Consider the following 25,056-nt stretch of genomic DNA (forward strand, 5'->3'; position numbering starts at 1 on the left):
TGCGCGGCAACAACGCCGTCGCCGGCTCCGACCGCGTATACCGCAACGACTACCTCTTCTTGGTGGACATCGGCAACGGACTCATCACCCGCATCTTCGAGTACTCGAATCCGACTACCTACGCCGCCGCGGTGGGAGATAGGTAACCGCTGGATATGAGGGCGGGACACACCGCGTTTCTGGCAGTTCTTCCCATGGTTCCAGGAAACTCTCGACGCCACGCCATCAGTTCAGTTGACCCGAATCCCCGTATCCGTAGCCATTCGCGGACCACAATCGTGGGTACTCCAGGAAAATCCCAGGAGGACACCGGTGTCGGTTTGAGAGCAGTTGTGGGCGGCGGCGCCGGGTGCGTCGTCACGGCACCTGTCTGCTCCGCCACCACGATTATCGGTATCGGCGGCGTGACAGGCTGTGCCCTCGGCACCGGCGCACAGATCCCGGGCTAGCACATCCCGCCCACCGAGATCTCCTCGTCACAGCGATCTCGGTGGGCGGTGACACGCGCGCGGCAGTCACCAGCGCGTTTGGTCGTGGGATAGGCGTAGTTCGTAACCTTTGCCCGGCGCAATGCCTGCTCCTCGGTTCCATCGAGCATGGCGTCCAGTAACTGTTGATCGAACGGATGCACCGAGGTGATGGACGAGACCGCGACGGCACGCGGCGCGGCAGACTTCAGCAGTAGCGGCCGCAGTCCCTCCAGCGTGGAGAGCGCACCGTAGTAGTTGATCGCCACCGTGGCCGGGCCGCCGAGGTCGACACCGGCGACAGTCAGGATGGCATCGATCGAGCCGCCGCTCTGGTCGGTGACCCGATCTCCTTGGCCCTGCAGCAGTTTTGCTGCTGCCGAGCCGATCCCGGAGGCCGATCCGGTGATCACGTAGTGCGTGGTGTGGTGGTCATAATCCTTCTTCCTGTGCCACCCTCAGCGGGCGAGTGTGTTCCGATAGATATGCTCGGCCACCATGATTGTGGTGAGATTTGTTGCAGTGGAAGGTATTTCAGGGAGGATCGATGCATCGACGACACGGAGCCCGGTGAGGCCGTACACGGCGCCCCTGTTGTCCACCACGGCCGACGGATCGGTGTCGGCGCCCATCGGCACGGTGGAGGTCGGATGCTGGTACGGCCCAACCTGTTCCGCGATGGCGGCGACCAGTTGCGCATCCGTGGCGACCTGTTCGCCCGGCGTCAGTTCACCGGCCGCGATACGGGCGAAAGCGGCCTCACGCGCGATCGCGCGGCTGAGCTTGACCCCCTCGAGCATCCGCTCGCGGTCACGAGGGGTGGCCAGGAAGTTGTAGTCGATCAACGGCGCGGCAGCGGGATTCGCGCTGCGCAGCTTGAACGTTCCGATGGATTCCGGGCGTACCACCGCGACCGCCAGGACGATGGCGCCGCCGGTAGGGCTGGCTGCCGGATCGATCAGGTGCGTCGCCGAGATGTGCAGATCCAGTTCGTCGCGCCGAGCTTGGCTGGTCGCCGTCCACACGATCGCGCCGGCGGCCGGTGACATCGCACTCGCCTGTGGCCGCAGGGCATAGTTGTTGAAGAAGAACGGGTGGTCCTGCAGGCGCTTGCCGACGGGGAGGTCGGCTACGGTGCGGATTCCGAGCCGACCCAGATCACCGGCTGGGCCGATACCCGAACGCATCAGAATCGCCGCGCTACCATAAGTTCCCGCAGACAGAATGACTTGCGGTGCAAGGTATTCCACTCCATCGGTGGCGACAACGCCGCGAGTGGTGACGCCGGCGAACAAGACCCGATCGATCTCTACCAGCGGGCGAATGACCAGGTTCGGCCGGTTGCGCACGTCCGCGGTGAGGTAGACGATCCCGGTGTTCTGACGCACCTCGGACACGACGTTGAGCGGATACGGCGAAACACCGTTCTGCTTATCGGCATTCATGTCGTCGATGCGCGTCAACCCGTGCTGCGACGAGGCATCGACGAACGCCTGCAGGGAGGGAGTCAGTTCGTCATAGCTGCGCTGCCGGACGGGGAACGGCCCGGTGCGGCCGTGGAACGCGTCGTCACCGGTCGGGGTGTTCTCCAGTTCGCGGTAGGTGCGCATGACGTCGGGCACCGACCAGCCGGTCAATCCCCGTGCGGCCCAGTTGTCGAAGTCCGCGGGTCGTGCGCGCATCGCTACCGCCGCATTGACCGCCGAGCTACCACCCAGCACCTTTCCGCGCGGTGCCGGAACGTCGCGGTCGCCGATACCGATCCTCGCGTGATATCCCCAGTCGTGTGCGGCGTCCCCGCCGACGCGTGCCGCCTCGGCAAGAACCCGCGGGTAGTCCGCGGGGGCGTATGCCTGCCCGGCTTCGAGCAGCAGCACCTGCCGAGTGGAGTCGGCCGACAATCTGTTGGCCAGCACAGCACCGGCGGAGCCACCGCCGACGACAATTACGTCGAAATTCCTGACCTTTTCATTTTTGCTCATGTCTCATTCGCTTCCCTGCGATCCACCGGCTCGAATGCGGCGGGCTATATGGAGTAACGGAGAGTCTCGCCGGTCGAATCCCGGATATTGCGCACGGTTCAACCTAGGACTGCCAGTGCTACCTTGAGACATTCCGCGAAAGGCAACGCGACCGCATAATCGAAGTATGGATACGAACGCCGAGCTCGGACAATTCCTGCGTAGTCGCCGCGCCAGGCTGCGGCCGACCGATGTCGGTATCACTGCACAGCGCGGTGCCGGTCGGCGAATTCGACGCGTCGAAGGGTTGCGCAGGGAAGAGGTCGCACATATTTCCGGCGTAAGCGTCGACTATTACGCACGGCTCGAGCAGGGCCGTACCGGACAGGTCTCGTCGGAAATCCTGGCGGCGATCGCTCGCGCCTTACGCCTCGATCCGACCGAACAGGAATACTTCTTCGTCCTTGCCTCCGGGCCGACCCTCGGACCGTTTTCCACTCCGGAGCCCACGCAGCAGGTGCGTCCCAGCGTGACCCGTCTACTGAGGTCGATTACGGATATGCCCGCGCTGGTCATGGGCCACGGAATGCAATTGCTGGCGATGAACGAGATGGCGGCGGCGCTGTACTTCGACATCGAGGCGGAGCCGGTCCGCGACCGCAACCTCGCCCGGTGGACGTTTCTCGCACCGCAGGCGCGAGAGCGCTACGCGGACTGGGAAGCCGTGGCCTCCGACGCGGCAGCGGTGCTCCGCGCCCAGGTGGCAGGCAATCGCGACGACAGCTTTCTCAACGAACTCATCGGCGAACTCTCGGTCAAGAGCGCCGAGTTTCGCTGCCTGTGGTCCGAACATCGGGTCCACACCTGTACTTTCGACACCCAACGCTTCGTGCACCCGATCGCGGGTCCGTTGACACTCGACTACGACGCACTCGGCGTGCCCGGTGCCCCGGAACAGAAGCTCATCACCTACTCCGCGACAGCGGGGTCACAGTCCGCGGAGGCGCTGACCATGCTGGCGAGCTGGATCGCGACTCCTGCAGCGCGGACCAACGCCCGGACCGGTTCCCGCGAGATCGGCTGAACTCCGCCGGCGAGCCCGGCCGACGGACGCAAAACGACGGCCTGCCCATCAGATGATGGGCAGGCCGTCGTTTTCCTCACATTCTCAGCGCATTACCGAGATTCCGTCTGCAACCATGGGTATCGCGCGGTATCTGCCCCAGCATAATCGGGATCGAGGTACGTGCTCAGCCGACGGATCTTGAAGTCCTGAATGTCGAACACATCGCACCAGTTTCCAGCATGGGTACGCCCGGCTACCCATTCGACACCATCGGCAGTTACTCCACTACTGGCTCCCTCGATGACAACGAGAGACCCTTGAGTGACGATATTGAATCGGTCGGCATCGTGTTTGATTACGGAAATAAACTTTCCGAGCTGTACCAAGAACTCGGAGATTTCCTGCTTACCCCGCATCAAGCCGCGTTTGGGAAAATAATACAACGCATCGTCGTCGAACAATTCGAGGATGTCCTCGTCCTTGTCGAGCCGCAGCAGAAATTCCCGGGCCACCGAGACCCGCTGCTCTTCGGTCATTGTTCCCATGGTAATAGCCATTGCATTCCTTACCGTCTATATCGGACTACAGTCAGGCCGCGAGTGGAAATCGTGCGGCGATCCATTCGCCGATGACATCGGCGGAAAGGCTGCTTGCGGTAGGTTCCCCGGCGGAAATGGGCCCACCGAAATGCAGGCCGCGTACTACGCGATGGGTGAGGTCGACGGCGCCGATCTCACGCCGCACAGCGGCCGCGTCTTCGGGGAAGCCGGCTTGGTCGCCGGTGAGTTCGATCAGCAGCGTCGGCGCGGTCACACCGGGGGCGCAGCGCAGCAGGTCGGCGTTGGAGGTATTGGCCGACCAGGTGGACAGCCAGGCGTCGGGGGTGCAGAACCGGCCGAATCCGGTCAGCCCGTAATTGATGAGATCGGGTCGGCGACCGAGTAGCGATCCGTATGGACGCTCATTGGGATCCAGCGACTGGTCGACACTACGCAGATCGGCATCAGTGCGATAGACGGTGATGACACGGGGCGCTATCGCCCGTCGGCGATCGCTGACGTCACCGGTGTCGGCGTAGCAGATGCGTGCCGCGGCGGCTTCGGTGGCCAGTTCCCGGGCCAGATTGTCGATACGGCTGATGCGGGCGCGTTGCGCCGCACGGTATCGATCGATGAATTCTGGTGCGTAGGAAGAGCTCTGCGGCGGCGAAGCGAAACCATTGGCGGCACGGTAGGGGTCCAGGCCGGGGTCTACAGACAGCGGGTCGGTCTCATCGATGACAGATGGATCGATCAACCGCTGCAGTAGCCTGCCCTGCCCGAGGTGGGCAGCGAGGAAGATCGCGGCATCCGGCAGTGGCAGTTCGGCGTCGGCCAGCATGGTCGGCCGACCTGCCGGGGTGTGTGAGATCCGCTGCGCCGGAGCAAGTCCGGCCTGCTGGTGGTAGAGCGCCGCCAGCGTGCCACCGCCGGAATGGCCGAGGGTGATCACGTGCGCGAATCCGGCCTCACGCAGGAACGCCTGCCCTGCGGCCATGTCGAGGACGGTCTGCTCATGAATCAGTGCCAGGTCGTTGTTGACCGAGCGGGAAGTCTGTGTCCACACGGCGGCGCCACGCGCGAGCAGCTCCGGAACCAGAACATGGTGGGTGAAGTCCTGACGCGGATGCATCAGGCAGACGACCCCCCGGGCACCCGGCACTGTGCGCAGCACGCCCGTCACGGTCGCACCGTCGCTGGTGCGCAGCTCGTGTGCGGTGGTAATCGTTGTGGCGGGCGCCTGCCCGGCACTGATATACCGCCCGGCGCCGAGCCGTGTCGTCTGGGTCATCGAGTCTCCACGCGCAGAGCGTTCTTGTCGTGCTGGGTGATTCGGGAATGCAGCAGTCCGGCGACGACGCTGTACCAGACCGCGTGTCGGCATCCGGTCGCGCGACGGTCGACGACGATGGTGTTCGGTGAGGCGATGCGGAAGTACGGCCCGACCTTGTCGACCGATACCGCCGAATCCTGTGCGGCGATGTGTGGGAGGCCCGCGTTCTCGGGGACATCCAAGACGAAGAAGGTACTCATACCGGCGTCGGTTCCGTCCACTGTGCGGCGCGCTCGACGATCAGCTCGGCCTTGCGCGCAAGTAGTTTGTCCAGGCTAGGCTCGGGATCGGCGGCGACCTCGACCAGCGCGTCGACGGTGAGCGCCGCGTCCAGGTCCTCCTGCGGAGTCACCGGCCGCAGTGCCCTGGTCAATTCGACCAGATATCCATTCGGATCGTGGGTGTAGATGGAGTCGATCGTCTCGTGCATGACGCGCATCTCGACCGGCCACTGCGAATCATCGAGCCGTCGGCGGTATTCCAGCAGATCCTCCTCGTCCTCGACGTGGATCGCCAGATGGCGCGAGCCGATGAAGAAGCCAGGCACATCGTCGGAGAACCGCGCGTAGACATCGCCGCCGGAACCGGATCCGATCGGCCGTTCGAACCCGAAGTAGTAGAAGAAGGCGATGCGGTCGCCGTTGCCAATGTCGAAGAAGAAGTGGATGAAGTCCGGGTGCTTCTCCGGTCCCCATCCGGCGGCGCAGATTGCGTGCACCACAGGGAATTTGAGGACGTCACGGTAGAAGTGGACGGTCGCGGCCGGGTCGAATGTCGGGAACGCCGCATGATCGACGCCCTGGACGCGATGTTCGGGCTTGCTCATCGTGAATCTCCTTGTACTCGTTGGCTTACCGGGCCATGGACGGCATCGGCGCGCAATAGGCTGCCGGCGTCGGGGATGTCCACGGCCAATCGGAGTCGCCGCAGCAGGGCGTACGCGCCCGCTGTCGCGGCAGACAGGACAGGCAGCCCGAATTCGTCCTCGGCGCGTTGCACCAGATCCAGTGACGGCATCTGCACACAGGCCGAGATCACCAGCGCATCAACATCTTTCAAGTCCAGTTGGCGCGCCGCATCGAGTACCTGCGCCCCGGGGATGCGGCCGACTTCGCCGTTGTCCTCGACTTCGAGGGCCCGCCAATCGGATACCGCGAAACCTTCCGACTCCAGATAGGCCACCACCTGCTCGGCGAGCGGCCGCACATAGGGCGTGACCAGCGCGATGCGTTGAGCCCGGAGTGCGCGTAGCCCTTCGGTCAACGCACCCGCACTGGACAGCACGGCCGCGGCGCTCTCACCGGCCAGCAGCTGACGTGCGATCGAGTCCTCGACTCGACGGTGCTCGCCCGGTCCGCCGACCATCACCGCGACGAGGCACGCGTACAGCACCGCGTCGACGCCGGCGTCACCGAGCTCAAGTATGCAGCGCTCCCGCTGAGTGTTCATGGCGCGCAACTGTTCCGGCGACACGGTGTGCATCCGCATCCGGCTCGAATGGAACGAAAATTCGGCGGTCCGATGGCGACCCAGGATTCGAGGCATCTCGGTCTCGACGGTCACGTTCGAACTCGGTACTACCAGCCCGATCCGGAATTGACTCATGTGTCTAGTTTTCAACACGAGTGTCGAACTGTCAACCCCGCGACGTCCCCAAGCACAAAAAAACCGCCCGGCGCATGATGCGGCGGGCGGTGGTGATCATCGAAAGATGATCGATCAAACCTGTTCCGGCAGTAAGCGTTTGAGCGTTTCAAGGCCCGCACTCATGGTGGCGAGGGCGGCGCCGACCGACTCGGGCCCCTGGGGTCCGCGAACGATCAGCACGTCGACCGCCGATTGACTGATCTGTGCTGCCACCGCATCGATCTCGATCCCGATCCCCGGGTGGTACCACCAGGCGACCCAGTTGCACATGCCCAGCACGGTGAACGCCGCAACCTGCGGATCCAGCCGCTTGAACTCTCCCGCCGCGATGCCCTCCTCGATCAGCCCGGCCAACTCGGTCAGCACGGTGCGCCGCGCCTGCCGATGAAGGGTCCGCAGCGGCTCGGGAACCAACGCCTCGGAGCGGTCCAGGACGCGGAACTGATTCGGCGATTCGGCACGCTGACGCACCAGTGTGCCGCTCAATTCCCGTAGCTTCCCCTCGGCGGAAAGATCGGTTCGCTGCCGCAGCGCGGTGAGCGATTCAGCGAGGTTCAGACCGATCTGCTCCACCAGCATGGCGAGCAGATCCTCTTTGCTCGACACGTAGTGGTAGAGCGCCGGTCTGGATATCCCGACCGCATCGGCAACATCCTTGAGAGTGGTGGTTTCGTACCCTTTTTCGGCGAACAACGAGGTCGCCCGGTCCAGCAACTCGCGGGTCACCAGAGTGCGCCGCGCGTTGGTACGACGGCGACCTTCGGCCTGCGTCGCCTCCGGGGCCTCCCCGCTACCTGCTGTCATCGTCGAATCGTAACGATTTCCCGGCCGCGGTCCCGGAGGATGGGCTCGGCGCGATTCTCCGCGCCGGAGATGGTGACGTCATGGTGAAGTCCTTTCCGGTCTACAGGCGGACCAGGCCGCCGTCGGCCATGATCGTCTGCCCGGTCACCCAGCCGCTGTCCTCACCGGCCAGGAACAGCACGGTGCCGACGATGTCCTGCGCGGTACCGGGTCGTTTGATCGACTGCGAGTTGGATAGCTCCGCGATCACGGCCGGGTCGATATGGGTGTGACCACCAGGTGTCAGCGACGCGGTCGGTCCGACGGCATTGACTGTGATGCCTTGCTTACCAACATCATTCGCCAAACCTCGAGTAAATCCGATCACCCCCATCTTGCTGGCTATGTAGTGCGACAGCCCTGTGGCCGGCAGCGCGACCGAGTTCGAGGTGATGTTGACGATCCGGCCCCAGCCACCCTCCGCCATGAGCGGTAGCACCGCCTTGACCATGAGGAACTGGGAATCCAGATTGATCCGATGGACGCGCCGCCACAACTCGTAGTCGACTTCGTCGAATGGCACGTTGGGGTAGATCCCGGCATTGTTCACCAGAATGTCGCCGCGCCCGAATTCCTCGCGCAGCACCGCAGATACCCGGGGGGTGATATCCGGGTCGGAGACATCGCCGGACACTGCGATACCCCGAACTCCCAGCGACTCTACTTCTTTCACGGTGTCGATGGCCTCGTTCAGGTCGACGGCGACGATGTCGATGCCGCGACCCGCGAGACCGACGCTGATGGCCCGGCCGAAACCCTGCGCCGCACCGGTTACTACAGCGACTCTCCGATTGGTAGGCATATGCGTTGTCCTCACTCTAGAAGGGGTAGGAGGGAATCTCGGTACGGCTGGTGAGCCACTGCCATTCGGTGAACTGGTCCGCATTGGTGAGTGTGCTGTGGTTGAACCCGTTGCCCGAGTCGCCGACTCCGCCGATCGGGCCGTACACCTCGTGCAGGACGGTCTGGTCGTTGATGTGGACCACGCCGGCGTGCAGCCGATCGGCCACCAGCTGGGCGCGCGTCACATCAGCCGAGACCACGGCCGCGACAAGTCCGTAATTGGTGCGGTTGGCCAGCGCGATCGCCTCCTCGTCATCGCGGAAGGTGGTAATCGGCGCGATCGGGCCGAATATCTCCTCGTCGAATGCGGCCATGCCCGGAGTAACCCCGGCCAGGACGGTCGGCTCGAAGAACAGCCCGGCGCGGGATCCGCCGGCCAGGACTCGGGCACCGGCGGCCGCCGAATCGGTGACGATCTTCTCCGCATGCGCGGCCTGGCGCTCGTTGACGATCGGCCCCAGATCGACGTCGTCTGTAAGCGGGTTTCCGACGGTGAGCGCCTTGGTCTTTCGCACCAGGATGTCGAGGTAGGCATCGGCGACCCGCTCGTGAACCAGGTGGCGGCCCGCAGTGAGGCAGATCTGGCCCTGGTGGAAATACGATCCGAAGGCGCCGGCACTGGCAGCGGCCTCGAGATCGGCGTCGTCGAGCACGATGTAGGGGTTGTTGCCGCCCAGCTCCAGGGAGACCCGCTTGAGCGCGCCGCCCGCGACCGACCCGACATTACGGCCGCCGCGGGTCGAACCGGTAAAGCTGATCATGTCGACGGCCGGTTCCTTGACCAGAGCCTGCCCGGTCTCGATGGCGCCGGGCAGCACATGCAGCAATCCCCGGGGGAGACCGGCATCTTCGAGCAGTTCGGCGAACAGGAAGCCGCCCACCGAAGGCGTCTGCACATCGGGCTTGAGCAGCACCGCATTGCCCATCACCAGCGCGGGGGCGACAGCGCGCGTGCCGAGCAGCAAGGGGGAATTCCACGGCGTGATGACGCCGACCACGCCGAGCGGAATGCGCCGGGCGATACTGTGCCGCCCCACTTCGGCACTCGCTACGACGGACCCCGTCGGCGCACTGCCGAGATTGGCGGCTTCGAGCGCTTCGCGCGAGGTCATGCGCACTTCCCACTCGGCCTTGGCCCGCGGGGACCCGGTCTCCCGGATCATCCGCTCGGCGATCTGTGCACTGTGCTCGAGCAGCAGCTGGGAAAACCGGCGCAGCACATCGCCGCGGACCGGGCCCGGCACCTGCGCCCATTCCGCCTGTGCCGCATGCGCATCGGAGGCAGCGGCGGCGACGTCGCTCTCCGAAGCAATGCCCGTATAGCCCAGCACCTCGCCGGTGGCCTTCTCGGTGATCGGCGCCGTGCCCAGGCCGGGCTCCTTCCAGCCACCGCTGTAGATCTTGCCGTTCCATCCGCCGTCCTCGGCGAACGCGCTCCACGCGGTATGGGGAGTTGTTGTTGCACTGAGCATTTCGATGATCTCCTTTGAACTGTGCCGGCACCGCTCGGCCTCATCGACGTCGGTGGGCGACGGGCGCTTACCAACGATGAACCGGGACAGCCAGATTTGTCAACACATGCGTCGATAACCTGACATTGCCGTTGACTCCGGGCGCGGGTCGTCGTAAATTCGAGGCATGAACGCGACGGCTGGTTCCCACACCGATATCGAGCTCACCCTGGAAGAACTCGTCCCGTACCCGGCCGACATGGCTGCCCGGTACCGGGCAGCCGGCTACTGGACCGGCAGATCACTGCCATCGGAGTTGAGCTCGGCTGCGGCACAGTACGCCGACCGCATCGCCTTGGTCACCCCCGAGCACAGCTGGTCCTATCGCGAATTGTTCGGTACCGCAGAACGATTCGCCGGTGGCCTACTGACCAGGACCAGCCTCTGGCCGGGCGATGCGGTGATGTTCCAGATGGGCAATGTCGCCGAGACCGTCGTCGCCTACCTCGGCTGCCTCCTGGCAGGCATGCGCCCCGTCTGCACACTCCCCCAGCACGGGGTGCGCGAGATCGAGATCCTTGCAGGCCATATCGGAGCCCGCGGCTTGATCCTGCAGGCCGATTTCGGACGCGGCCAACTCCTGGACAATGCGCGCACACTGATCGACCGGGGTGTTATCGACGACGTAATCATCGCCCGCGGAACGGCTTTCGACGATGCCGTCGGCTTCGACGAACTACTGCGGCCGACCCGGCTCGATGACCCCGGCCTGCTGCCCTATCACGTCCTGGGCCCCGAACGGATCGCCGTCTTCCAACTCTCCGGCGGCACAACCGGTTTGCCCAAGGTCGCGCCCCGGCTGCACGAGGAATACACCTACAACGCCAAGGCGTGGGCCGAAACCCTGGGCTGGGGGCCCGGCACAGTCGCACTGTACCCACTGCCGATCATGCATAACGCCGGCATTCAGGTGGCCCTGCAACCAGCGCTGCTCAGTGGCGCCACCCTGGTCCTTTCGCCCTCCGCCGACATCGACATGCTCCTCGATCTCATCGAGGCCACCCGGCCCGACAGCATGCCGCTCGTCCCGCCGGCGCTGGCCATCCGGCTGCTCGAACACCCCCGGACTCGTACGGTGGATCTGTCGTCCCTCCGTGACTTCATCGTCGGCGGGCAGAAGCTTCCGGTCGAGATCACCGAACGACTGCGTGACGAACTCGGAATCGCGGTCCGTCAGAAGTTCGGCATGGCCGAGGGCATGTTCCTCGTCACCCCGGCCGGCGCGAGCGAATCGGTTCGCCATCACAGCGTCGGCCGGCCCATCTCGCCCGCTGATGAAATCCGCATCCTCGAGCCCGATACCGGTATCGAGGTTCAATTGGGCGAAATCGGCGAACTCTGCGTGCGGGGCCCCTATACGATCCGCGGCTACTACCGTGCCGCGCAACATAATGCGAAGGCATTCACCTCCGATGGGTTCTACCGCACGGGCGACCTGGCCCAGCGATCGGTGATCGACGGCCAGGTGTGCTATTCCGTCATGGGCCGCACCAAGGACGTCATCAACCGCGGTGTCGAGAAGATCCACGCCGAAGAAGTCGAAGAATTGATCGTCCGCCACCCGGATGTGCGCACCGCCGCCCTCGTCGCGATGCCCGACCCCATTCTGGGCGAGCGCGGCTGCGCCTACCTCGTACAGGAATCCGGCACCGCGCTGCTTTCCGTCGCTACCTTGGGCGAGTTCCTCCTCGCGCAGGGCCTGGCAAAATACAAGCTGCCCGAACGCATCGAGATCGCCGACATACTCCCGCTATCCAACGTCGGCAAGGTTTCCAAGAAGGACCTCCGCGCGGATATCGAGCAAAAGCTCGCGGACGAGCAGTAATCCGCTGCGGCCCTACGGCCCCTGCCTCACATTTGCCTATACGACAACAGCTTTCGCGCGCACGCGCGCACTCTGAAAGATACGCATATTTCTTCCTAGGACGCACAGTGCGCCCCTGAATAGGAATCCGCCGAACACGGAAGGCGCTGAACCAGATATGCAAAGACTTCAAGGAAAAGTAGCCCTTATCAGTGGCGCAGCCCGCGGGATGGGCGCCCAACATGCTCGAGCCATCGTCGCCGAAGGCGGTCGAGTCGTGATCGGTGACGTACTGGATGCAGAAGGGAAGGAGCTCGCCCGCGAACTCGGCGCAGAGAACGCGATATCCACCCGCTTGGATGTTTCGGACTTCTCGTCCTGGCAGGAGGCTGTCCAACTCGCCGAGCAGACCTTCGGCCGCCTGAACGTGCTCGTGAACAATGCCGGCATCATGAACTCCGGGCCCCTGGACGAGTACGGTCTCGATCAGTGGGACAAGATCATCGCAGTCAATCTGACCGGCCAATTCCTCGGTGCAAAGGCGGCAATACCCAGTCTCCGTGCCGCGGCGCCCGCCTCGATCATCAATATTTCCTCGACCGCCGGATTCAGAGGGTACGCGGAACTTCACGGCTACACCGCCTCGAAGTTCGGGGTTCGTGGTCTTACGAAGTCCTTGGCCGTGGAACTCGCGAACCAGAACGTCAGGGTCAACTCGGTGCACCCTGGCGCCGTGGCTACGGCGATGACGGATGGCCTCGACGTTGCCGGACTGAACCCGCTCGGCCGGCGCGGGCAGCCTGCGGAGTTGTCCAGCCTGATCGTCTATCTGGCCAGCGACGAGTCCAGTTTTGCCATCGGCGGCGAGTTCATAGTGGACGGGGGCGAATTGGCGGGCAGCGGTCCTATCACGGGCAAATAGATACGAATCCTTCAAAGCACACCAACCAAAGGATGATCATGGCTGGAAACCCGCACCACATTTCGCTCGAACCCGCCGCGCAGGCATTCGTCGACGCGACATCCGAGCCGCCCTTTCTATATCAGCTCGAACCGGACGAGGGCCGCAAGGCGGTCGACGGAGTACAGGACAGCCCGATCTTCAAGCCGGAGATCGATGAGGAGTGGATCACCGTCGACGGCGGCCCGACCGGGTCGGTGCGGGTGCGCATCGTCAAACCTGTTGGCAACACCGGTGTTCTGCCAGTGATCGTGTACACCCACGGCGCGGGTTGGGTTTTCGGCGACGCGCACACCCACGACCGTCTGGTGCGTGACCTCGCGGTCGGCACCGGCGCCGCCGTGGTGTTCCCCGAATACGATCGGTCGCCGGAGGTGCGGTACCCGGTCGCCAATGAGCAGTCCTATCGAGTTGCCCAGTGGGTCAGCACAAACGGCGCCGAGAAGGGCCTCGACGCATCGCGCATCGCGATTGCGGGCGATTCGGTCGGCGGCAATATGGCCATTGCGCTGACCCTCATGGCGAAGGAGCGCGGCGATGTCACTTTCCGCCAGCAGGTGCTGTTCTACCCGGTGACCGACGCGAACTTCGATACCGGTTCCTACCACGAGTTCGCCGAGGGCTACTTCCTCGCCCGCGAGGGCATGCAGTGGTTCTGGGATCAGTACACCACCAGCGAATCCGACCGCGCCCAGATCACCGCGTCGCCGCTGCGTGCCACCACGGAACAGCTGGCCGGACTGCCGCCCGCACTCGTCATCACCGGCGAGGCCGACATACTACGCGATGAGGGCGAGGCGTACGCAGCGAAACTACGGACCGCCGGAGTGCCGGTGACCGCGGCACGGTACGGCGGCATTGTGCACGACTTCGTCATGCTCAACACCCTGCACGATACGCAGGCCGCCAAAGCCGCCGTGGCCCAGGCTATCTCGGTCCTATCCACCGCTCTGCACGCACAAGGATAGAAGCCCTGGAAGATCGCCGAGCACCTTGCCGGAGTGGGACCGGCCGACCACAAAGGGCAGGGTGGTAGCGAAAGACAACAGTGCGGCCGGTTGACGCTGCCGTTGCCGCAACACAACATTTCCTCACGAGAGGAGTCCGTGCACCTGTGCCACTGGAAGATCTCGCAAAGAGATCAGTCCTGGCCTGGCTGCACACACTGCTCCGATGGCGTTGACCGCCTTGGCTGCGGTCGCGACCACGCCCGCCTGGTTGTGGTCGACGCCATCGAGGCCTACGTGAACGTTGATCTCGACGCCGGGATGCCCAGTCACGACGACGCGATGCACACCTGGTCGCCCCTCGGGCGGCGACGGCCACTCGGGCGCGACCGCCTCGGTAAGCCGGTTGACGTGCTCCATGACAATCGCGGACCGTCCCTCGACGATGCCCTCGACTCCGAAACGCACGGCGGCGACCTGACCGGGTTCGACCCGCATCATCGTGCAGTCGATCGGCTCGACCGCCACCCATGTCTCGTAGCGTTCGCGCATCTCCTCGACGATGACACCGAGCTCATCGGCGAGAAGTCGGATCGGTCCGCCCCAAATTGAAGTAAGTACGCCGGGTTGAAACAGCGTTGGGATGTTGTCCGGCTTCGTGCCGAAACCGAAGCTCGCGCCGGTAAACGCCGCGTCGTCATAACTGCCGTAGTCGAAGACCTCCTGGACAAGGATGTGGTCTGCCCGCTCGGTGAGGCTCAGTGCCGCAAGCGGCAAGAGGTCCCCGGAGAATCCGGGGTCGATGCCGTTGACGTACATGGTGGATCCTCCGGAGGCACATGCGGCCGCTATCGGGTCGAGCAGCCACCGATCGGCGTGTGGCGGGTACACCAACCACACCAGAGACGTTGCGACCACGTTCGTGCCGGCGGCGAGAAAGGCGGTGATCTCCGCAAGTGCCTGTTCCGGACGTGTCTCGGCCTGCGAGGTATAGACGACGCAGTCGGCGCCAAGCGATACGAGCGCACCCAGATCGTCGGTCGCGTGAATGCCCGTCGGTTCGGCGGCCCCGCAGAGTTCGGCTGCGTCACGGCCGATTTTGTCCGGGCCGTGGGCGTGTAATCCGACGAGCTCGAAATCGGGGTGACGGATGATCGACCTCAAGGCATGGATTCCCACGTGGCCGGTCGAGAACTGGACTACTCGGTAACTCATGTCATCTTCCATTCCTCGTTGAACCACTCGACGCGGGTAACCAGACCCGGACGGAACGACGTCAGACGCCCACCCAGTGCTGATCAGATCCTTGAGCATGGCTTGGTCCTGCGGCGACCAGTAACCAGCCGAACAACCCGCACAAAGCCAGGGTTGCTGTGTTACGTCTTCTCCACGATCGGTCCTCTTTGAACAAATGCGGATATCAGTACGTCCTATATAATATATATAATGAGTAGACGCAATGGGGCGGTCAGCGTGGGCCGTCGCCTCCTTGGCCGATGTGGGCTTGCAGTTGTTGTTTGAGCACCTTTCCCATCGCATTGCGCGGCAAGGCGGTCACTGTTTCCAACTGCTCGGGCGTCTTGTATCGAGCCAGTCCTTCGATGCGGCAATGTGCGGCAATATCCTTCAGTGTCAGCTCGACGCCGGGCCGGGTAACGAGCACAGCGCACACACGTTCGCCAGTCCGTGCGTCCGGGACCCCCACTACTGCCGCATCCACGACGTCGCGGTGCCGTCGCAGCGCATTCTCTACCTCGAGTGCGGAGATGTTCTCCGCATTGCGAATGATGATTTCCTTCAACCGGCCGGCGACACTGACAAATCCGGCGTCGAGGGTGCCGAGATCACCGGTCCGGAACCACCCGTCCGCGTCGAACGCCGCGGCATCGAGAGTGGAATCGAGGTAGCCGGCGAAACACTGCGGGCCCTGCAATCTCAGCTCACCATCGACGACCCGAACCCGCACCCCCGATGCCGGTCGCCCCACCGTGCCGACCTTCGCCCCCGGATCATCGCCCGCCAACGCTGTGGCGCAGGGGAATTCGGTCAGGCCCCAGGAGTTCGAAAGGTGCCGCACCCCGAATGTCCCAGCCAACTCGTCGATCATGTCGGGCGGAATCGCCGCGCCACCGTTGACGAAGGCCCGCAACGCAGGAAACAGGGGATCGCTCGCCTTGCGATGCTGGGCGTCCAGATATGCGCGGAAGAACGGTGTGGCCGAGCCGAGCACTGTCGGTCGATGAACCGCCATGCGCTCCACCGTTGCCGCCGGGTCGAAACTGTCGAACAGCACCAGCCGACCGCCGCGCCGCAATATCGCCGCCGTCACCGACGCCCCGCCGATATGCGGATAGGCCCAGGCGATCGGATAGACGTCGCCGTCGCCCAGCCCGAGTGCGTCTGTCAGGGCCGAGGACGAGGCGATCACCGACAGATCGGTATGTTGCGCCCCCTTGGGGGCGGCTGTCGTTCCGGACGAGAAATAGAGCCAGCGGACTTCGGTTGGGTCGGTAGGTGGCGGGGGCAGGGTGGCTGGATCACCCATCGGAAGCCGCAACTCCGCGCGACCCGACCCTAGTGCCTCCAGATCCAGCCCCACCACTTCGGCATCGAGCCCGCGCACCATATCCCCATGGGCGAAACCACGCCAGACCCGCGGAACGATCAGCAATTCCGGCGATACCTGTCTGGTAATCAGCCCGATCTCGCTTTCGCGAAGGATCGCGACAAGCGGGTTCTGCACCACGCCGACCCGGGCGAGCGCTGCCAGCAGTACCGGTGCTTCCAGCACGGTCGGAAGCTGCCAGGACACGACTTGCCCGGTGCGCAGCCGCAGTCCGGCAGCGACCCGTTCCGCCGCGTCTCGAAATTGCTCGGTGGTCAACGACCTTCCGTAGTCGTCGCTGAACAAGACCCGATCAGGATGCTCGTGTGCCGCTGTTGCGATCAGATCCCACAACGTCACGCTCGGTTCAGTCGGCTGCGTGGAAGGCGTCGGCAGAACGTACACGCTTTTTTATACCATATATCGTATGGTATCCATACAACAGCTCCGCACCAGCGCACCAGTCATCGACGATCAGTGCGGGGAATCGGAGAACAAGTGGTGCCCTGGCATCACATCAGCCCCACCGATCGCGCGATACAGTGCGAGAACGGTGTCGACAACCCAGGAGGAACTGCCATGGTAGCCAGTTCGCATGCGACCGTCGATGACCGCGACGGGGTCCGGACCATCACGTTCGATCGGCAGGACAAACTCAATGCGATCAGCCCGTCGATGACCGAAGTCCTGTGGGATGCGGTGCATGCTCTGCGCGAACGCGACGATCTACGTGTTCTCGTCATCCGTGCGGTCGGCCCGTACTTCACCGCTGGTTACGACATCACCGACATCGACGAACAGGAACGCCCACCGTCCAGGTATCGCAACGACTACCTCGAGCATCATCGCCTCTACGATGCGATGGAGGAGCTGGACAAACCGATCATCCTTGCAGCGCAGGGCAAATGCTTCGGTGCCGGCGTCGAGATGTCGGGCTCATGCGACTTCCGCTTCGCGGCCGCCGATGCGATCTTCAAGCTTCCCGAGATCAACCTGGCCGTGATCGCCGGGAGCGGCGGGACCAGCCGGATGACACGCCTACTCGGCCAGCACTGGGCCAAGTGGCTCGCAATGGCCGGGCAGCCCGTTGATGCCCAGCGCGCGCTCATGATCGGTCTCGTGCACGACGTGTATCCCGCTGATGAATTCCACGACCGGGTTCACGAGTTCGCCGTCGGGCTCACCCGGCTACCGCGTGAGGCGCTCGGATTGGCCAAGATCGCGATCAATATGTGCGCCAATACCGACCCTGCGACCGCACGTGACGTCGAGCGCCTGACCAACAACGTCCTGGTGTACGGCCAGGAGTACAAGCAGCGCGTAGCCGCCTTCAAGGAACATAGCGCCCGGCGACGATAGTCGGGCTCACACCGTCCAGCACTATCTCGATGCTCAACGGCGGAGCGCATTCGCGAGTGTGGAGCTGAGGGCCAGGGCCACAAGAGATTCCACCAGCACGTCAATGAGTTGCTCTCGGCTGATAGGTTTTTCGTCGAGCCAGATGAGGGCGGTCTCGTTGACGAAGGCGACCCAGCCACGGATCGCGAGGGCGAGCCGGGGGCGGTCGGGATCGTCTGACGCAATGGGGACTTCAGCCAGAACGGCTTTCGCTATCGCACCGGTGTGACCGGGGAACCCGCTCAGGATTGCCCGGTACGCGTCGCCATGATGTTCGACATAGCCGACGTATCCTTCGATCGAGTTGCGGAACATGTCGAACAGAGCGAGCTCGCGGTCAGGAGCGATTGCGGTCAGAAGCTCGGCGCTGATGTGACGCACGATCGCATCACGGAATTCGTGTTTCGAGTCGAAATAGTAGAAAAGCAGGCTCGGGGAAATACCCGCCTGCCTGGCGATCTCATCGACGGAAATATCCGCAGCGGCGCGCTCAGCAAGCATATCGGCGCCCAGTGCGATCAACTGCTTGCGCCGCTGATCCCGGGTCAGCCGAACACGTTTCGCCTTTTCTGAACCTGGATCACTCACCGCGTATCGCCGTTCTCCAGCCCCACGTCGGCAGCCAACTGCGCGACCGTTTCCCGCGCGCACACGCGGTTGTCTCCCACTCCCCCGGTGGCACCCCGCTTTGCCCAGCCCACAACATACAATCGCTCGAGCGGACCGCCGGTCTCGCGCGAAATAACTTTTCCTCGCCGGTTCAGCACCGTGCCGCTCTCGCCGGCGGGGAGACCGGCAATATTCTTTGTTGTGAAACCTGCAGCGCATATCGCAGAACTCGCGACAAACCTTCGCCCAGATGCCGTAACCACTGCCACTTCACTGGAGCTCGTGCCCTCGATACTTGTCACGTCGTTTCCGAACGATAGGATCACGCGGAGCTTTTGATAACCTTGATGCCACCAGCCATATTCGGCGCCAGAAACATCGGCGGAGGGCAGGGTCGAAATATCTTGGAGCAGTGCGCTCTTCGAAGATGACTCGGGAACGATACCGGCTGCGTCGATGAGAAGGTCAACGCTGTCGAGATCGAGAAGTTCATAGAACGACGAGGGCGTGAACGATGCGCGATCAGGGGCGGATCGCGATAATACGACCAACTCCCGCACTGCTCCCCCGGCGGCGGAATCGATATTCATCCTCGCGACGTATCTGACAATATCGAGAGCTACGTTTCCGGCTCCCACGACTACACATTCAGGCCCCAGCGGCCCGTGCGGAGGAGAGTCCGACGAGCCAGAATTCGCCGCAGTGAGGATATCGATCGCCTCATATACGCCACCGCGACCCGCTTCATCGATAGAGCCGATTTTCCGTGGCTGTGACGCCCCGTACGCGAGCACTACGGCGTCGAATCTACTCCTGAGGGCCGAAACAGAAATATCGACGCCAACTTCCGTGTTGAGGATGACTTCGACACGGTCGTCATTGAATGGAACCTCGAAGAGCCTGATCATGTCTCGAATCTCGGAATGGTCTGGAGAGACACCCCTGTGCAGCAGGCCCCCAATCTCACCGTGCTGCTCGAAGACCGTGACACGGACCGAACCCGATCGGCGCAGCAGCTCCCGAACCGTGTACATCGCCGCAGGCCCTGACCCCACGACGGCGACCTTCAGCCGGCCGCCGGGAGTTCCTAGCGATTGTTCGAAAGTCACCCGACGTGCAGCAGGGCCGGAGACGACCGATGTAGTCGAGAAGAACTCCTGAGCCTGGAGGGTGTACCGATTCTCTGCGATCGTGAGTTCATGCTCAGATTTAATGGCAGACGCCGGGCACGCCTCCACACAGGCGGTGCAGTCGATACATGTGCGCGGATCGATGTACAACCTTTCCGCAGACTCGAACCCGGGCTCACGCGGAGCCGGGTGAATGCAGTCCTGCGGGCACACTTTGACGCAAGAGGCATCCTTACAGCAATGCCCCAGGATAATATGGGTCAAGATCGCTCCCGCGTGCCTAGAGAAGATTCGATTTCCGGTAAACCCACCGGGCACCCCAATGGAGCAAACCTTCCTTGTTCAAAAATTCGATAAAGGGCTCGGCTGCCTTTCGGAACATCATCCGGTGGTGTTCATTGGCATCGATGTCGCGTCTCACCGATTCCCAATCCAAGCCTAGATCCTCATAGACTCGCCGATTGATCAAACTCCTGGCGATCACGTGCATTCCGATTGCGATGACCATCGAGCTGACAGAGCGTCGCATCTTCGAGGTTCCAGCCAAGCGGTCCCGCATCTTGCGGCGCGCGAAAGCCATGTGCCTTGACTCTTCGACCACATGAACGTAAGAAGTCCTTCGAATAGTGCTGGTAACGTTCTCGCTCGCCATCCAATCTCGTTGCATGACGTCGAAAATCTCTTCCCCAGCCAGGACGATTCCGTAGGCAACCTCTTCCCAGGCGAACGATCGAAACAGCAGTCCTAGAATGTTCAGCAACCGGCCGCGTGGATAGAAATGTGAACCAATACTTTCTATGGCATTTGCGAACATCAAAGAGTGCAGATTCTCGTCAGCACACTCATTGAACAGGAATTTGACGTCACACTGGGCAGGGTCAGAACTATGACTGCGACGCAACAGCGCTACCTGCAGCCCCACTTCCAGCCAAATCCCAACGCCCAAGAACTGCGCAACCTCGCACCTGGTGAGCCGAATTCTCTGGTCCTCGGACATTCCGCCCCAAGTCCGCGTCCCAAACAAAGGCGACCACTCGGGCGTCATTCCATGAAGCCGGCCATCATTCAAGCCGGGCTCATAAATCGATTCAAGTCTCGGATCGAAAGAGAGACGAGCGGCCGAGTCCAGCAGGACCTCGAACAATACATCACTTTTGGAATCTGTCATCATATTCCTTAAATCACCCCGCAATTGATGTAGACACAGTCACGACGCAGTAAAGCGCCCGCCTCGAGATCCACGCCCGGTGGGCGGCGTCGGATCCGGACGACAGCGGTTCACGGGCGACGTCGGCCATGGTTACGTCCCAATCTCAGCAGGATTGCAGATTACATATTTTATTCAATATTTTCTGGAGGTCAACCCCTGCGCCACGCCACCCCATGCTCGGTATACGCGCCGCAGGGTACGGCTAACCGTCACATCCCTTGCTCGTCCACCTCCGATGTGGCGCGAACCAATAGATGTTCGACAAGCAGCATCAGAACGTTCTTGCATGAGGCGCGGTCGCGGGCGTCGCACAACACGATCGGTACCCCGTCGTCGAGGTCGAGTGCATCGCGGACCTCAGCGACGGTGTAGAACGGCGCATGGTCGAAACAGTTGACCGCCACGGTGAACGCCACAGCGCGGTGTTCGAAATAGTCGACAGCGGCGAAAGAATTCTCCAGCCGGCGGGTATCCACGAGGACAACCGCACCGAGAGCCCCGAGCGCCAGTTCGTCCCAGAGGAACCAGAATCGGTCCTGGCCGGGGGTGCCGAACAGGTAGAGCACAAGGCTCTCGTCGATGGTGATGCGGCCGAAGTCCAGCGCGACAGTGGTGGTGGTCTTGGTTTCCACGCCAACGAGATCATCGACGCCAGTGGACAATTCGGTGATCAGCTCCTCGGTATGCAGCGGAGTGATCTCGCTGATCGCCGATACCAGCGTCGTCTTACCCGCGCCGAAGCCGCCGGCGATGAGGATCTTGACCGAAGCGGCCAATTCTTGCGTTGAGTCATGCGCTACGGATGCCATCGAGTACTGCTCTCAAGAGGTTCACATCGGGACCACTCGCCTGGTGGTGCACCGGGGGTCGGAATATCAGAATCCTGTCGTCGATCAGATCGCCGACGAGAATCTTGGTCACCGCCAGCGGAAACCCCAGGGACGCCGACACTTCCGCAATTGAGACCGGCGTCCGGCACAGGTCCCGGATCTGCCGGTACTCGGGTTCGGTGCGCCGCAGCGTCGGCCCCGCCCGCGCGGTCACGATCGCGGTGAGCATGTCGAGATCATGTCCCGCGCCGGCCGTGCGGCCGCCAGTCATCGCGTAGGGCCGGACCAGCGGACCGGCCGCCTCGTCGTACCAATCCTCGTCGAATGGCTCGTCGGCGAACCAGAATCCGGTCATGCCAATCGAGGGGGTATCGGCTCGTTGCGGGGCGTGGCGGCAAGAGTGCTGCCCACCCTCAGCACAGTAAGGTTCATCTCGTAGGCGACCATGCCGAGGTTGGCGTCGGCGTCGGCCTGCACGGCGAGACAAGCATTGGCACCGGCTGCGGTGACGAACAGCACCGCCCAGTCCAGTTCGATCACCGCCTGACGCACCGAGCCACCACCGAAGCCCGCCCCGGCACTGCGTGCCAGCCCGTACAGGGTCGACGTCATGGCAGCGAAGCGTTCGGCGTCCTCGCGCATCATCGTCGCGGAGCGGCCCAGCAACAGTCCGTCGGCGGAATGGACCACCGCGTAACGGACTCCAGCCAATCGTTCGACGAGGTCGTCGATGAGCCAGCCGAGATCACCTGTGGTTGAAGAAGTCACTGTCGCCCTCCTGTTGATCCGGAAATGCGGAAGTCTGCTGTCGACCCGCCCCTCGCCGACCTTGCCGAGTGCCGTTCTCGATGGCGGAGAACCGCTCTCGCGCCTGGTCGGCACTGTGCGAGGGTCTCAGCGGTGGACCTTGGGCGGAATCGCTTGCGGCGGAGTCACTGTTCGCCGACCTCGCCAATTCCGGAGCAAGGCTGGCCTGTCGACGACGCTTGGGCAGCGCTGGCCGGCCCAGTCGGTCAGCGGGGGCCGCGTCCGTTACCACCGGGAAATCCGGCTGGCTCGGGTCCGGATGTACCGGGACATCCCTCCGGGGCAGGTTGGGTGTCACCCGAGTCGCCGCGGACAGCCTGGCCGGTGAAACCTGGTCTAGCCCCGGAACCACGGCCGCCGGAATCTCACCGGCGGGTGGCGGTATGTCGGCGCGGTGTCTGCTGAGGTACTGCGGGAGGTGGTCCACGGCGACCGGCTCGGTGGTGACCAGCGCGCTGGGAACCAGCACAATGGCGCGAATCCCGCCGTAATCGGATTCGCCCAGCCGCACAGAGATTCCGTACCGCGTCCCGAGCTGGGCGACAACGAAGAGTCCGAGTCGCGCATCGGCCGACAATGTCTCGACGCCGAAATCCGGTGGGTCGGTTAGCATCTCGTTCACCTTCCGGAGATCGTCCGGCGTCATTCCCACGCCTTGGTCGCTGATCTCCACCGCCACCCCCCGCCCGACCACAGTGCCGGTAATGTCCACCCGCGACTGCGGTGGCGAAAACGACGTGGCGTTGTCGACCAGTTCCGCTACCAGATGGATCAGGTCGGCGACCACCGCGCCGATGACATAGACCGCCGGCAATTGGGCGACCCGCACCCGGGAGTAATCCAGGGTCTCTCCGACGGCACTGCGGATCAACTCCAGCATCGGGACCGGTCTCCGCCACTTCCGGCCGGGCTGGCCACCTCCGAGAATTGTCAAATTTTCGGCGTTGCGACGTTCGCGAGTGGCAAGGTGATCGAGCCGGAAGAAGATGTCGAGCAGGGCCGGATCTTCCTGTTCACGTTCGGCCTCGTCAAGAATCTCGAGTTGGCGGTGCACAACGATCTGACTGCGATGGGCGATATTGAGGAAGACCCGACGCACACCCTCACGGATGCGAGCCTCAGCGACCGCGGCCGCAATCCCCGCTGTGTGAGCGGTATTGAACGCGGCCGCCACTGTCCCTATCTCATCGTGGCCAAAATCCAGTGCTGCCGATTCGGTTTCGAGATCGATCTGCTCACCCTCGCGCAGACGGCGCATCGCCTCGGGCAACCGGACTTCCGCCAGCGCCAGGGTTTCGGTGCGCAACCGCCGCAGCCGGCCGATCAGCCGGTTCGCCAGCCACAGCGACAATCCGAAGGCCAGCAGTGCGATCGCCAGCACGGCGCCACCCGCCGCCAGGGAATTGCGCACGGTGCGATCGACCGCCGCGGCGGAGACGCGGTCGGTCGCCGCGCGCTGCCCCTGCCACAGATCCAGCAGTTCCCCGCCGATCTGGTCCACCGCGCGCCGCCAATCCGCGACGGTCACCGGCGCAGCATTGGTCCCACGCGAATCCGGAGCCGGCCGCTCGATGACGTAGTTCTCCATCGCCGCCAAGGTCTGCCAGGCCGGCTCCGCCATGATCGCTTTCAACCGGGCGCCCTGAGGTGCTCGCAGATCTCCTGTCAGCTGCACGAATTCGGCGTGATAGTAGCCGACCAGGCCACGGAATTCGACAGCGAGCGGCTCGGGCAACGGGCTACCGTTCACCGTGAGAACCGCCAGCGCACTGCTACGTGACAGCGCTTCGATCGCACGGGTCATCCGCACCGTGCCGTACGCGTCGACGGCGGAGTCAGGACTCGGCGCTACGCTGCGCGCACCCTGAATCATCCCGGCGCCGATGCCGTCGAGCATCTTCGAGTAGATGGCGTACACATCCGAAACCGGCATCGCGCCATCATCAATCCGCCCTCGGATGATGGGTAACTGCTGCTCCAGCTCGGTGAAACCTCCCATGTCGGCCGGCAGCTTGTCCGCGCCGGTGGCCGTGAGCTCGGAAATGGTGGAAGCCAGCTCACGCAGGGCACTATCGAGCTGAACACGGGCGGCGGCCAGCCCCGTCGAATCCGGAGCCGCGCCCGCCAACTGCCACAGCGACATCAGCCGCTCCCGCTCCACCCCCGCGACCAATCCCCGCACCCTGTCATCGCTGCGCTGGGCGGCGGAGACGAAGGTGCGCAGGTGCTGGCTGTGCCACGCTAGATAACCCGCTGCGCCCGTTCCGATCCCGAGCAACGCCAGACACGGGACGAGCGCGATCGCCAGGATGCGGGCTCGAATTCCCGGCCTCACCTTCAACATTCGGACATAGTAACCACTATTGATCCAGAACAGGGCGGCTTCGACACACTATGTAGATATTATATATTCTATGCCCTCGGCATTGGCCTCGCGCACAATGGCGCCAGTCGCCATGACTCGGCCCGTTAGCTCGGCGCCGGCAAAACCGAAGCACGGATGGAGGATCGGCCCCGTATCGCCGACTACAAGCGGGAAAACCGG

Annotated in this window: 24 protein-coding genes; 5 read left to right on the forward strand and 19 right to left on the reverse strand. The window is 63.4% G+C overall.

What is annotated here, in order from left to right; all coding sequences use genetic code 11:
* Positions 1–445: 445 nt before the first annotated feature.
* Positions 446–880 carry a hypothetical protein gene (locus tag JWN03_RS31695; RefSeq protein WP_297622676.1) on the reverse strand — a complete coding sequence of 145 codons (435 nt, stop codon included), beginning with the start codon at positions 878–880 and terminating at the stop codon, positions 446–448.
* Between the two features lie 45 nt (positions 881–925).
* A complete protein-coding gene (locus JWN03_RS31700; RefSeq protein ID WP_297622678.1) occupies positions 926–2,449 on the reverse strand; it encodes a GMC family oxidoreductase in 1,524 nt (507 codons plus the stop codon).
* A gap of 166 nt (positions 2,450–2,615) precedes the next feature.
* On the opposite strand from JWN03_RS31700, the gene JWN03_RS31705 reads away from it, so the two are divergent.
* A complete protein-coding gene (locus JWN03_RS31705) occupies positions 2,616–3,512 on the forward strand; it encodes a helix-turn-helix domain-containing protein (protein ID WP_297622680.1) in 897 nt (298 codons plus the stop codon).
* Positions 3,513–3,604: 92 nt separating this feature from the next.
* Here JWN03_RS31705 and JWN03_RS31710 read toward each other — a convergent pair whose 3' ends face one another.
* The 8 genes from JWN03_RS31710 to JWN03_RS31745 all read right to left on the reverse strand — a co-directional run bounded on the left by JWN03_RS31710 (position 3,605) and on the right by JWN03_RS31745 (position 10,171).
* On the reverse strand, positions 3,605–4,030 hold the full coding sequence (locus JWN03_RS31710; RefSeq protein WP_297622682.1) for a nuclear transport factor 2 family protein: 426 nt from the start codon (positions 4,028–4,030) through the stop codon (positions 3,605–3,607).
* Between the two features lie 52 nt (positions 4,031–4,082).
* The gene (locus JWN03_RS31715; protein WP_297622684.1) at positions 4,083–5,324 is read right to left on the reverse strand and encodes an alpha/beta hydrolase; all 1,242 of its coding nucleotides are present in this window, start codon (positions 5,322–5,324) and stop codon (positions 4,083–4,085) included.
* Positions 5,321–5,566 carry a hypothetical protein gene (locus JWN03_RS31720; RefSeq protein WP_297622686.1) on the reverse strand — a complete coding sequence of 82 codons (246 nt, stop codon included), beginning with the start codon at positions 5,564–5,566 and terminating at the stop codon, positions 5,321–5,323. The genes JWN03_RS31715 and JWN03_RS31720 overlap by 4 nt, the downstream gene beginning before the upstream one ends.
* On the reverse strand, positions 5,563–6,192 hold the full coding sequence (locus JWN03_RS31725; RefSeq protein WP_297622688.1) for a VOC family protein: 630 nt from the start codon (positions 6,190–6,192) through the stop codon (positions 5,563–5,565). The genes JWN03_RS31720 and JWN03_RS31725 overlap by 4 nt, the downstream gene beginning before the upstream one ends.
* Positions 6,189–6,971: a maleate cis-trans isomerase family protein gene (locus JWN03_RS31730; RefSeq protein ID WP_297622690.1), complete on the reverse strand. Its 783-nt coding sequence runs from the start codon at positions 6,969–6,971 to the stop codon at positions 6,189–6,191. Before JWN03_RS31730 ends, JWN03_RS31725 begins: the two co-directional genes overlap by 4 nt.
* Positions 6,972–7,085: 114 nt before the next feature.
* Entirely contained in the window at positions 7,086–7,817 is a 732-nt protein-coding gene (locus JWN03_RS31735) for a TetR/AcrR family transcriptional regulator (RefSeq protein ID WP_297622692.1), read from the reverse strand.
* 100 nt (positions 7,818–7,917) lie between these two features.
* Positions 7,918–8,658, reverse strand: coding sequence for an SDR family NAD(P)-dependent oxidoreductase (locus tag JWN03_RS31740; RefSeq protein ID WP_297622694.1), 741 nt, complete (start codon positions 8,656–8,658; stop codon positions 7,918–7,920).
* Positions 8,659–8,674: 16 nt separating this feature from the next.
* Positions 8,675–10,171 (reverse strand): aldehyde dehydrogenase family protein, encoded by a 1,497-nt coding sequence (locus tag JWN03_RS31745; protein WP_297622696.1) that lies wholly within the window; start codon positions 10,169–10,171, stop codon positions 8,675–8,677.
* A gap of 166 nt (positions 10,172–10,337) precedes the next feature.
* On the opposite strand from JWN03_RS31745, the gene JWN03_RS31750 reads away from it, so the two are divergent.
* The 3 genes from JWN03_RS31750 to JWN03_RS31760 all read left to right on the forward strand — a co-directional run bounded on the left by JWN03_RS31750 (position 10,338) and on the right by JWN03_RS31760 (position 13,943).
* The gene (locus JWN03_RS31750) at positions 10,338–12,035 is read left to right on the forward strand and encodes a (2,3-dihydroxybenzoyl)adenylate synthase (protein ID WP_297622698.1); all 1,698 of its coding nucleotides are present in this window, start codon (positions 10,338–10,340) and stop codon (positions 12,033–12,035) included.
* A gap of 157 nt (positions 12,036–12,192) precedes the next feature.
* Positions 12,193–12,936 (forward strand): SDR family oxidoreductase, encoded by a 744-nt coding sequence (locus tag JWN03_RS31755; RefSeq protein WP_297622700.1) that lies wholly within the window; start codon positions 12,193–12,195, stop codon positions 12,934–12,936.
* A gap of 38 nt (positions 12,937–12,974) precedes the next feature.
* Positions 12,975–13,943, forward strand: a complete 969-nt coding sequence (locus JWN03_RS31760) for an alpha/beta hydrolase (protein WP_297622702.1) — start codon at positions 12,975–12,977, stop codon at positions 13,941–13,943.
* Between the two features lie 123 nt (positions 13,944–14,066).
* Here the strand turns inward: JWN03_RS31760 and JWN03_RS31765 are convergent, their stop codons facing one another.
* A complete protein-coding gene (locus JWN03_RS31765; protein ID WP_297622747.1) occupies positions 14,067–15,137 on the reverse strand; it encodes an NAD(P)H-dependent amine dehydrogenase family protein in 1,071 nt (356 codons plus the stop codon).
* Positions 15,138–15,390: 253 nt separating this feature from the next.
* Positions 15,391–16,887 (reverse strand): class I adenylate-forming enzyme family protein, encoded by a 1,497-nt coding sequence (locus tag JWN03_RS31770; RefSeq protein WP_297622704.1) that lies wholly within the window; start codon positions 16,885–16,887, stop codon positions 15,391–15,393.
* A 219-nt stretch (positions 16,888–17,106) separates the two neighbouring features.
* On the opposite strand from JWN03_RS31770, the gene JWN03_RS31775 reads away from it, so the two are divergent.
* Positions 17,107–17,886, forward strand: coding sequence for an enoyl-CoA hydratase/isomerase family protein (locus JWN03_RS31775; protein ID WP_297622706.1), 780 nt, complete (start codon positions 17,107–17,109; stop codon positions 17,884–17,886).
* 33 nt (positions 17,887–17,919) lie between these two features.
* On the opposite strand, the gene JWN03_RS31780 is transcribed toward JWN03_RS31775, so the two are convergent.
* The 7 genes from JWN03_RS31780 to JWN03_RS31810 all read right to left on the reverse strand — a co-directional run bounded on the left by JWN03_RS31780 (position 17,920) and on the right by JWN03_RS31810 (position 24,855).
* Entirely contained in the window at positions 17,920–18,513 is a 594-nt protein-coding gene (locus JWN03_RS31780) for a TetR/AcrR family transcriptional regulator (RefSeq protein ID WP_297622708.1), read from the reverse strand.
* The gene (locus tag JWN03_RS31785) at positions 18,510–19,928 is read right to left on the reverse strand and encodes an FAD-dependent oxidoreductase (RefSeq protein ID WP_297622710.1); all 1,419 of its coding nucleotides are present in this window, start codon (positions 19,926–19,928) and stop codon (positions 18,510–18,512) included. Before JWN03_RS31785 ends, JWN03_RS31780 begins: the two co-directional genes overlap by 4 nt.
* Positions 19,929–19,944: 16 nt before the next feature.
* Positions 19,945–20,832, reverse strand: coding sequence for an AurF N-oxygenase family protein (locus JWN03_RS31790; RefSeq protein ID WP_297622712.1), 888 nt, complete (start codon positions 20,830–20,832; stop codon positions 19,945–19,947).
* Positions 20,833–21,083: 251 nt separating this feature from the next.
* The gene (locus JWN03_RS31795; RefSeq protein WP_297622714.1) at positions 21,084–21,683 is read right to left on the reverse strand and encodes a GTP-binding protein; all 600 of its coding nucleotides are present in this window, start codon (positions 21,681–21,683) and stop codon (positions 21,084–21,086) included.
* Positions 21,664–22,059, reverse strand: coding sequence for a DUF742 domain-containing protein (locus JWN03_RS31800; RefSeq protein ID WP_297622716.1), 396 nt, complete (start codon positions 22,057–22,059; stop codon positions 21,664–21,666). The genes JWN03_RS31795 and JWN03_RS31800 overlap by 20 nt, the downstream gene beginning before the upstream one ends.
* On the reverse strand, positions 22,056–22,472 hold the full coding sequence (locus JWN03_RS31805) for a roadblock/LC7 domain-containing protein (protein ID WP_297622718.1): 417 nt from the start codon (positions 22,470–22,472) through the stop codon (positions 22,056–22,058). The genes JWN03_RS31800 and JWN03_RS31805 overlap by 4 nt, the downstream gene beginning before the upstream one ends.
* On the reverse strand, positions 22,450–24,855 hold the full coding sequence (locus JWN03_RS31810; RefSeq protein ID WP_297622720.1) for a sensor histidine kinase: 2,406 nt from the start codon (positions 24,853–24,855) through the stop codon (positions 22,450–22,452). The genes JWN03_RS31805 and JWN03_RS31810 overlap by 23 nt, the downstream gene beginning before the upstream one ends.
* Positions 24,856–25,056: the final 201 nt, after the last annotated feature.

The sequence above is a fragment of the Nocardia sp. genome (assembly GCF_025465275.1).
Taxonomy (GTDB): domain Bacteria; phylum Actinomycetota; class Actinomycetes; order Mycobacteriales; family Mycobacteriaceae; genus Nocardia.

What these genes read in the sequence shown, in the direction of transcription:
- JWN03_RS31700 (WP_297622678.1), bottom strand. Translation starts at nt 2,449, where the DNA reads ATGAGCAAAAATGAAAAGGTCAGGAATTTCGACGTAATTGTCGTCGGC.
- JWN03_RS31705 (WP_297622680.1), top strand. Translation starts at nt 2,616, where the DNA reads ATGGATACGAACGCCGAGCTCGGACAATTCCTGCGTAGTCGCCGCGCC.
- JWN03_RS31710 (WP_297622682.1), bottom strand. Translation starts at nt 4,030, where the DNA reads ATGACCGAAGAGCAGCGGGTCTCGGTGGCCCGGGAATTTCTGCTGCGG.
- JWN03_RS31715 (WP_297622684.1), bottom strand. Translation starts at nt 5,324, where the DNA reads ATGACCCAGACGACACGGCTCGGCGCCGGGCGGTATATCAGTGCCGGG.
- JWN03_RS31720 (WP_297622686.1), bottom strand. Translation starts at nt 5,566, where the DNA reads ATGAGTACCTTCTTCGTCTTGGATGTCCCCGAGAACGCGGGCCTCCCA.
- JWN03_RS31725 (WP_297622688.1), bottom strand. Translation starts at nt 6,192, where the DNA reads ATGAGCAAGCCCGAACATCGCGTCCAGGGCGTCGATCATGCGGCGTTC.
- JWN03_RS31730 (WP_297622690.1), bottom strand. Translation starts at nt 6,971, where the DNA reads ATGAGTCAATTCCGGATCGGGCTGGTAGTACCGAGTTCGAACGTGACC.
- JWN03_RS31735 (WP_297622692.1), bottom strand. Translation starts at nt 7,817, where the DNA reads ATGACAGCAGGTAGCGGGGAGGCCCCGGAGGCGACGCAGGCCGAAGGT.
- JWN03_RS31740 (WP_297622694.1), bottom strand. Translation starts at nt 8,658, where the DNA reads ATGCCTACCAATCGGAGAGTCGCTGTAGTAACCGGTGCGGCGCAGGGT.
- JWN03_RS31745 (WP_297622696.1), bottom strand. Translation starts at nt 10,171, where the DNA reads ATGCTCAGTGCAACAACAACTCCCCATACCGCGTGGAGCGCGTTCGCC.
- JWN03_RS31750 (WP_297622698.1), top strand. Translation starts at nt 10,338, where the DNA reads ATGAACGCGACGGCTGGTTCCCACACCGATATCGAGCTCACCCTGGAA.
- JWN03_RS31755 (WP_297622700.1), top strand. Translation starts at nt 12,193, where the DNA reads ATGCAAAGACTTCAAGGAAAAGTAGCCCTTATCAGTGGCGCAGCCCGC.
- JWN03_RS31760 (WP_297622702.1), top strand. Translation starts at nt 12,975, where the DNA reads ATGGCTGGAAACCCGCACCACATTTCGCTCGAACCCGCCGCGCAGGCA.
- JWN03_RS31765 (WP_297622747.1), bottom strand. Translation starts at nt 15,137, where the DNA reads ATGAGTTACCGAGTAGTCCAGTTCTCGACCGGCCACGTGGGAATCCAT.
- JWN03_RS31775 (WP_297622706.1), top strand. Translation starts at nt 17,107, where the DNA reads ATGGTAGCCAGTTCGCATGCGACCGTCGATGACCGCGACGGGGTCCGG.
- JWN03_RS31790 (WP_297622712.1), bottom strand. Translation starts at nt 20,832, where the DNA reads ATGACAGATTCCAAAAGTGATGTATTGTTCGAGGTCCTGCTGGACTCG.
- JWN03_RS31795 (WP_297622714.1), bottom strand. Translation starts at nt 21,683, where the DNA reads ATGGCATCCGTAGCGCATGACTCAACGCAAGAATTGGCCGCTTCGGTC.
- JWN03_RS31800 (WP_297622716.1), bottom strand. Translation starts at nt 22,059, where the DNA reads ATGACCGGATTCTGGTTCGCCGACGAGCCATTCGACGAGGATTGGTAC.
- JWN03_RS31810 (WP_297622720.1), bottom strand. Translation starts at nt 24,855, where the DNA reads ATGTTGAAGGTGAGGCCGGGAATTCGAGCCCGCATCCTGGCGATCGCG.